This is a genomic window from Dietzia timorensis (assembly GCF_020742175.1).
In the GTDB taxonomy this organism is placed as follows: Bacteria; Actinomycetota; Actinomycetes; order Mycobacteriales; family Mycobacteriaceae; genus Dietzia; species Dietzia timorensis_A.
In genome coordinates this window covers 1-6,406 of the sequence record NZ_DYXM01000196.1, presented here as the reverse complement: position 1 = coordinate 6,406, position 6,406 = coordinate 1, and the positions used below count along the sequence as shown (strand labels likewise).

7 protein-coding genes, 1 tRNA gene and 1 pseudogene are annotated in these 6,406 nt (G+C 63.0%); 5 read left to right on the top strand and 4 right to left on the bottom strand.

The genetic code is table 11. The features are described from left to right. Together K8V11_RS10045 and K8V11_RS10040 are read left to right on the top strand one after the other, a co-directional pair. A partial coding sequence (locus K8V11_RS10045) for a carboxyl transferase domain-containing protein (protein ID WP_303913530.1) occupies window positions 1-841 on the top strand: 841 nt, incomplete at its 5' end. A gap of 184 nt (window positions 842-1,025) precedes the next feature. After that, a complete protein-coding gene (locus K8V11_RS10040) occupies window positions 1,026-2,168 on the top strand; it encodes a glycerophosphodiester phosphodiesterase family protein (protein WP_303913527.1) in 1,143 nt (380 codons plus the stop codon). A 43-nt stretch (window positions 2,169-2,211) separates the two neighbouring features. Here K8V11_RS10040 and K8V11_RS10035 read toward each other — a convergent pair whose 3' ends face one another. Next, a complete protein-coding gene (locus K8V11_RS10035) occupies window positions 2,212-2,721 on the bottom strand; it encodes a DUF3145 family protein (protein WP_303913523.1) in 510 nt (169 codons plus the stop codon). Between the two features lie 264 nt (window positions 2,722-2,985). Next, on the bottom strand, window positions 2,986-3,852 hold the full coding sequence (locus K8V11_RS10030; RefSeq protein WP_303913520.1) for a serine hydrolase: 867 nt from the start codon (window positions 3,850-3,852) through the stop codon (window positions 2,986-2,988). A gap of 101 nt (window positions 3,853-3,953) precedes the next feature. On the opposite strand from K8V11_RS10030, the gene K8V11_RS10025 reads away from it, so the two are divergent. Next, the gene (locus K8V11_RS10025) at window positions 3,954-4,754 is read left to right on the top strand and encodes an MBL fold metallo-hydrolase (RefSeq protein WP_303913517.1); all 801 of its coding nucleotides are present in this window, start codon (window positions 3,954-3,956) and stop codon (window positions 4,752-4,754) included. A gap of 35 nt (window positions 4,755-4,789) precedes the next feature. Beyond that, a tRNA-Ile gene (locus tag K8V11_RS10020) sits at window positions 4,790-4,866 on the top strand. 29 nt (window positions 4,867-4,895) lie between these two features. Here the strand turns inward: K8V11_RS10020 and K8V11_RS10015 are convergent. Then, on the bottom strand, window positions 4,896-5,768 hold the full coding sequence (locus tag K8V11_RS10015; protein WP_303913514.1) for a hypothetical protein: 873 nt from the start codon (window positions 5,766-5,768) through the stop codon (window positions 4,896-4,898). A gap of 96 nt (window positions 5,769-5,864) precedes the next feature. On the opposite strand from K8V11_RS10015, the gene K8V11_RS10010 reads away from it, so the two are divergent. Next, window positions 5,865-6,146 carry a hypothetical protein gene (locus K8V11_RS10010; protein ID WP_303913511.1) on the top strand — a complete coding sequence of 94 codons (282 nt, stop codon included), beginning with the start codon at window positions 5,865-5,867 and terminating at the stop codon, window positions 6,144-6,146. Here K8V11_RS10010 and K8V11_RS10005 read toward each other — a convergent pair. Further along, window positions 6,143-6,406, bottom strand: a pseudogene (locus K8V11_RS10005) (acyl-CoA thioesterase domain-containing protein); the annotation flags it as partial. The gene K8V11_RS10010 and the pseudogene K8V11_RS10005 sit on opposite strands and share 4 nt — an antisense overlap.

Sequence of the window (6,406 nt, the reverse complement as noted above, 5' to 3'; positions counted from 1 at the left end):
AGGCGAGGCATACGAGAGGGCCCGCGAGCTGTCCACTCTCTTCAGCCAGCAGGGCGTATTCGACGCGGAGGCCCTCCGCAACGAGCACGAGGACATTGGCGCACTCTTCCCGGAATCCCCGCGTCGGGCTTACGATGTTCATCCCATCGTCGATCACGTCGTCGATGCCCGCGAGGACGGCTCCTCTAGTTTTGTCGAACTGCAGAGCAAGTGGGCTCCGTCGATCGTCGTCGGATACGGACGTCTAGCCGGTCGTACCGTGGGCATCATCGCGAACAATCCGCTTCGGCTTGGCGGATGCCTAAATTCCGAATCCGCGGAGAAAGCCGCGCGTTTCGTGCGTATGGCTGATGCGTTCGGGATCCCGCTCGTCGTTCTTGTCGATGTACCGGGCTACCTCCCGGGCGTGGCACAGGAATGGGACGGCGTCGTACGCCGCGGTGCCAAACTGCTCCACGCATTCTCCGAAGCGAAGGTCGCCAGGGTCACCCTCGTCACGCGCAAAATTTACGGCGGCGCCTACATCGCCATGAACTCGATGGCGCTCGGAGCCTCTGCGGTGTACGCGTGGCCGAACGCAGAGGTCGCCGTAATGGGCGCCAAAGCGGCTGTAGGCGTCTTGCACAAGCGTGCGCTGGCAGCGGCGCCGGAGTCCGAGCGCGAGGCCCTCCATGATCGATTGGCCGAAGAGCACGCCAAGATTTCCGGCGGTGTCGGCCGCGCGATGGACATCGGCGTCGTCGACGAGGTCATCCAGCCTGCCGAGACCCGCTACCGGATCGCCTCGACGTTGGCGCTTGCACCGCACCAGCGCGGCAATCACAACAACATCCCGCTCTAGCCGCACGGGCTCGCGCGCCCCGCGCCCATCTCCCCGCCCGGGGAGGTGGGCGCGAAGTCGTTCGTAGCCCTTCTCCTCGCGTCAATCGACTGGCTACCCGCCGTAAACTCCCGCCTCCTACCGTGGCGGGCATCGACGGGCCGAGCAGTTCCCGGCTGCAACCATGTCGGCGAAGGAGAATTCCGTGCTTGCTCTCAGGACCGCCCGCGCAGCTGCGATTAGCGTCATTCTGACGATGGCGATCGTCCCGGCCGTTCCCGCCTCACCGTCCTCATCCATCGACGCGGCAAGCCAATCAGGGTCGACATCGACGATTGCCGATACGGTCGGTTCACTGGGATCCGGAAGCAAGGACGAATCGATGAATCTACTGCCCGACGGCTTCGACCTCCAGGCCCACCGCGGCGGCGTCGGGCTCCACGTCGAAAGCTCTCCCTTTTCCTTCGGCGAGGCACTTCGGGTCGGCGTCACGACACTCGAACTGGACACTCAAATCACCGCGGACGGACAGGTCGTGGTCACTCACGACCGCAAAATAAACACCTCCGTCTGCCAGGACACCGAGCCACTCGCCGACGACGACCCCCTCTTCCCGTACACCGAGCATTTCGTCAAGGAACTCACCCTCGCGCAGATCCAGACGCTCGACTGCGGTTCCCTGCGCAAATCCGATTACCCGGACCAGCAGCTCCATCCCGGTTCGAAGATGATGACCCTCGCCGAGGTATTCGATCTCGTTCGGGAAAGCGGAAACAACGAGGTGCGTTTCAATATCGAGACGAAGGTGGAAGCTTCGGCGCCGGAAGAGACCGCGCCTCGCGAACAATTCGTGCGCAGAGTCCATGAGGAGATCTCCGCGTCCGGGATGGGCGACCGAGTCGAGATCCAAAGCTTCGATTGGGGCGCGCTCCGGCTCATGCACGAAATCGATCCCTCTATCCCCCTCGTTGCGCTGACGAACGGCGATTTCCTGGAAGTCGGAATGCCCGGCAAGTCTGCGTGGCTCGGCGGGCTGGATGTCGACGACTTTGGTGGGGACGGTGTCGCCGCGGCGGCGTCGTTGCCCGGCGTCAAGGCCTATTCCCCGGTGGATACCACGCCGCAGACCTGCGACGTGTCGAAAGATGAGTGCGAACCTTATACAACACCCGAGCTGGTCGCCCGGGCACATGAGTTGGGGCTGAAGGTCGTTCCGTGGACGGTCGACCACACCGCAACCATGGAATACCTCATCGACGCCGGGGTCGACGGGATCATTACGAACTATCCCGACGTCCTTCGGAAGCTACTTGCCGATCGCGGCATCGTGGTGGCCGGGACCGAGTAGTCCCGGGAGCGTTGTTCGTGACCACCGACGCGTGCGACGGGCTTTAGCCCACGCGCGAAAGCCAGGTCACTTCCGGGGTGTTGTCGAATCCGCGCAGCGGTTCGAGAGCGCTGTCCCAGGCGGTGCCGAGCTCGTCTTCCATGGCGGCATGGAATGACTCGGCGCCTTGGCTCATCAGGTGGCGGAGGCGATCCTCGCCGAGCACAACGTCGCCCGAGGCGCCCGTCTGTCCACGCCACATCCCGAGGTCGGGGGTGTACGAGAACCGCTCGCCGTCGACCATTTCCGAGGGATCCTCGGTGACCTCGAACGAGATGAGATCCCACTTTTCCAGGGCCTGCGCAAGACGGGCGCCGGTCCCCACTGGGCCAATCCAGTCGATGATCGCCTTCCGGGTACCGGAAAGCGCCGGCTGCTCGGCCCACGTGAGCTCGCCGGATCGTTCGAGAATGGTCCGCAAGGACCACTCCACGTGCTGGCACAGAGCCACCGGCGTGGCGTGGATGAAAACCACACCCGTCGTCGTGTCTCCGTAAATTTTTAGGTCTGTCATCGAACAACACTCCCGATTCGCTTGAGGAACGTCTTCCCCTACGCCTCAAGAACCAGGTGAGTTCTGATGTCTATATGTAAATTCTGTTGTCTCGTGTTACAGCTGAATTCCAGTGTGCCTCATGTGCCTAATGGCTACAAGGTACAGTTCTTCATTCTCAGTTAACGTACAGCTCTCGGCGCGTCCGGGCGCGGCGCCACGGCGGCGTGTCGCCCACACGAATGTAGAGCCGAAAAAGATTCAGTATGACGTCGGACGCAGCGGCTATGCCGTCGCCTCGATCACGGCATCGGCCACGTCCGTCCAGAGAGGCTTGGCCCAGTCCCCGAATGCGCGATCGGTGAGAACGACAAGCGCCACTCCGCCGTCCCCTGCTTCCGGGTCGACCCACATCAGCGTCCCCGACTGGCCGAAGTGGCCGAAGGTGCGGGCGGAGTTCCGCGTGCCGGTCCAGTGAGCGCTCTTGTCGCCCTTGATCTCCGGTCCGAGCCCCCACGGGCATGGCTTGAACATCCCGTAGCCCGGCACGAGGCCGTTGATCTCCGGCCAGGCGACCTCACACGCCTCTGTCCATGTCTGCGGGGACAGCACCCGCGGCGACAACATCTCCGCCGCCAGCGCGCTCAGGTCGTCCACCGTGGACCTGGCGCCGTGCCCCGCCGATCCGTGGAGCTCCGTCGACGTCATCCCCAATGCGCCGCACAACCCCTCGGCGAGGTAGGCCGGGAATTCTATCCCCGTCGATTCCGCGATGTGGTCGGCGAGTATCTCGTAGCCGGCGCTCGAATAGATGCGCTTGGTGCCCGGCTCGGCCTTGACCTCCGCGGAATCGAACGCGACGCCCGAGGCGTGGGCGAGCAGGTGCCGCACCGTGGCGCCCTCCGGTCCCGCGGCATCGTCGAGCTCGATCGCACCTTCCTCGACGGCCATGAGCGCCGCGCCGGCGGTAAGCAACTTGGTCACCGAGGCGAGCTCGAACACCGCACCCGTATCGCCGTGGGTCGCCAGGATATCCGGCGCATCGCCGACGTCAGGAGGTGCGATAACCGCGGCGGCGGCATTGTCGACCGGCCATGCATCGATATCGGCCAGGGCTTCGAGCAGGCGCTTGCGCTTATTGTCGTCGACCATGCCCCCACCTTATCCAGCCTGGAATTTGCCCCGCAGCGATGCGGGTTCCGTGCTAGCTTGTGCGACAGATCGCACCCGCTTCGAAATGAGGAAATCGTCCTATGGGTCTACGCGTCCACCACCTCAACTGCGGAACAATGAACACCTCGGTGGCGCGGATGGTTTGCCACGTTCTACTCATCGAGACCCCACGCGGCCTCGTGCTCGTAGATTCAGGGATGAGTGCGGCCGACTTCGCAGAACCGGCCGCCCGCCTCGGTCCAATGCGCCACGTGCTTGGCTTGGCCGCCGACCCGCAGGAGTTCGCCGTCAACCAGGTGCGCGCGCTCGGGTTCGACCCGCAGGATGTTCGCCATATCGTGCTCACGCACATGGATTTCGATCACGCCGGCGGTCTTTCCGACTTCCCGGAGGCTCAGATCCACGTGACGAGCGCCGAGGCCCTCGGCGCATTGCGTGGGCCGACGCGCCATGAGCGGATTCGCTACAACCTTGCACAGTTCTCCCACGGGCCCAAGGTCGTCGAGCACAGCCCGTTTGGCGAGCGGTGGAACGATTTCGCTGCGGCGAAGGAGCTCACCGAGATTGATCCTGGCATCGTTCTCGTCACCATGCCCGGACATTCGCGCGGGCATGCGTGTGTGGCAGTGGATGACGGCGGACGATGGCTCCTGCACTGCGGAGACGCCTTCGACCATCGCAATGAGATTCGCGGGCTTCGGCACCGCGTCCCGTTCGGAATGAAGGCGCAGGCCTATCTCAACGCCTTCGATCTGGGGATGTATCTCGACAACCAGGACCGGCTGCATGAGCTATGGAAGCGACGCGACCCGGGCCTCGTGATTTTCAATGCCCACGACGCAAAGCTGTTCGACGAGAGCAAAGCCACACCTGTTGCCTAGAAACGCCCCGGCTGCCGGTACGATATATCGCGCCAGGGCCTATAGCTCAGTTGGTTAGAGCCGCGGACTCATAATCCGCTGGTCGCCGGTTCAAGTCCGGCTGGGCCCACCACACACGTACCAATGCAACCTGCGAGGTTTTCATTCCTTTGGTAATGCGTCAACGGCATCGGTTTCCTCGTATTCGATAAGTCTCGCGGCAGGAACGCTGAGCGCCTTCTCCACTACCCGAATGTCGCAATGCTCCCTGTAAAACGCGTCCAATTTTTCGAGCAGGGCGAATAATCGCGCATCGTCGTCCGATAGGTGCGTGAATTCGGCCGGGAGCACTGCGACTTCGTTGAATAGCCACAGCACGTCGTACAGCGCATCCATGTAGCTGATCAGTTCCCCGCCGTCGCCGGTCGGGGCCAGACGTTCGATCCTCGCCTCAAGTGCACCGATTTTCTCGGAAACACCGTCGCAGAGAAACGCCCTCCGCACCCAGCTTTCTGCAGCCTCCTCGGAGGGCGGGACGACCGTACCGAAGGAAAACCACGAGTCATCGGAGCACTCCATGGCGCCTCGCAGCTTGTGAGACAGCCGCTCGGACCGGTCCACGAAGCCGAGGAGCACACCCGGCCGAAGCGCCCGATATTCGAGGTAACGGGCGAGATAGGTCAGGCGATCGCGAAGCTGACGTTCCGATTCCGGGATCGCATGCACGACCATGTGGAAATGCCCATCGAACGTGGGTGGATGCAGCCGGCTGCGCAGCTGGTCCATCTTCTCCTGGAGCGCGGGATGTACTCGGTACAGCGAAGCCCTGCCCGAGCGATCGGACACCAGCTGGCCCTGGTGGACCATACGCACGAGCCGATTCCGCACCGCTGACGGCCCGTAGCCGTGGAGTTGCAACACAGCCGAGAACACCGGCCCGGGGACGGCCGTCGCCGCGAGTGCGGGAAATACGGAGATGACGTCGAAGGACGCTCTCGTGATCCGGTACTTTTCGTGACCTACTCGACGGCGCATTGGTCGCACTTTCGTTTACGTAACGGGAGAACCTGGACCGTGACGAATAGTCGATCTTATATTTAAGCTGCGTACATATCGAGCTAAGGGGCGGTCATGGCAGAAGAGCGGAGTAAAGAACCAGACTCGCGGGACCTGCTGGCGTTCTCGGGGTCACTTCATTCGGCACTAATCGCCTCGTCCATCGCCATCATCATCGGGTCCATCGCGTTCGGCATTACAGGCACCGATTTTTTCGACCTGTGGGAAAAGCTCCTCCCGATCGTCGCCCTCACCTTCGCCGGCACCTATCTCGGCACTGCGATCGGACATGGAATCGAGGTCCGCATGCTGCGCAAGCGATTCGGAACGCGGCCCCTCGGACAGCGCGAGAGCTAGCGCGGCCGGACCGTAAGGATCTGCGAGCTCGTCCCGACCGGGCCATGCATGTCGTGGAGCACGGTTTCGGTAAGGCCCACGCCCTCGCCGCCGAATGACACTCGGGTGTCGTATCCAACCCATTCCCCTTCGGGCTGGCGAAACAGGTGGGCGGTCAAGTCGATATTGGGGTAGATCACCTTCTCGGGATCTGCGCGCACGGCGATCCCGTTGGCCAGGTCGAACATGCCCGCGAAGGAGGCGAGGTCGCTCTGTTCTTC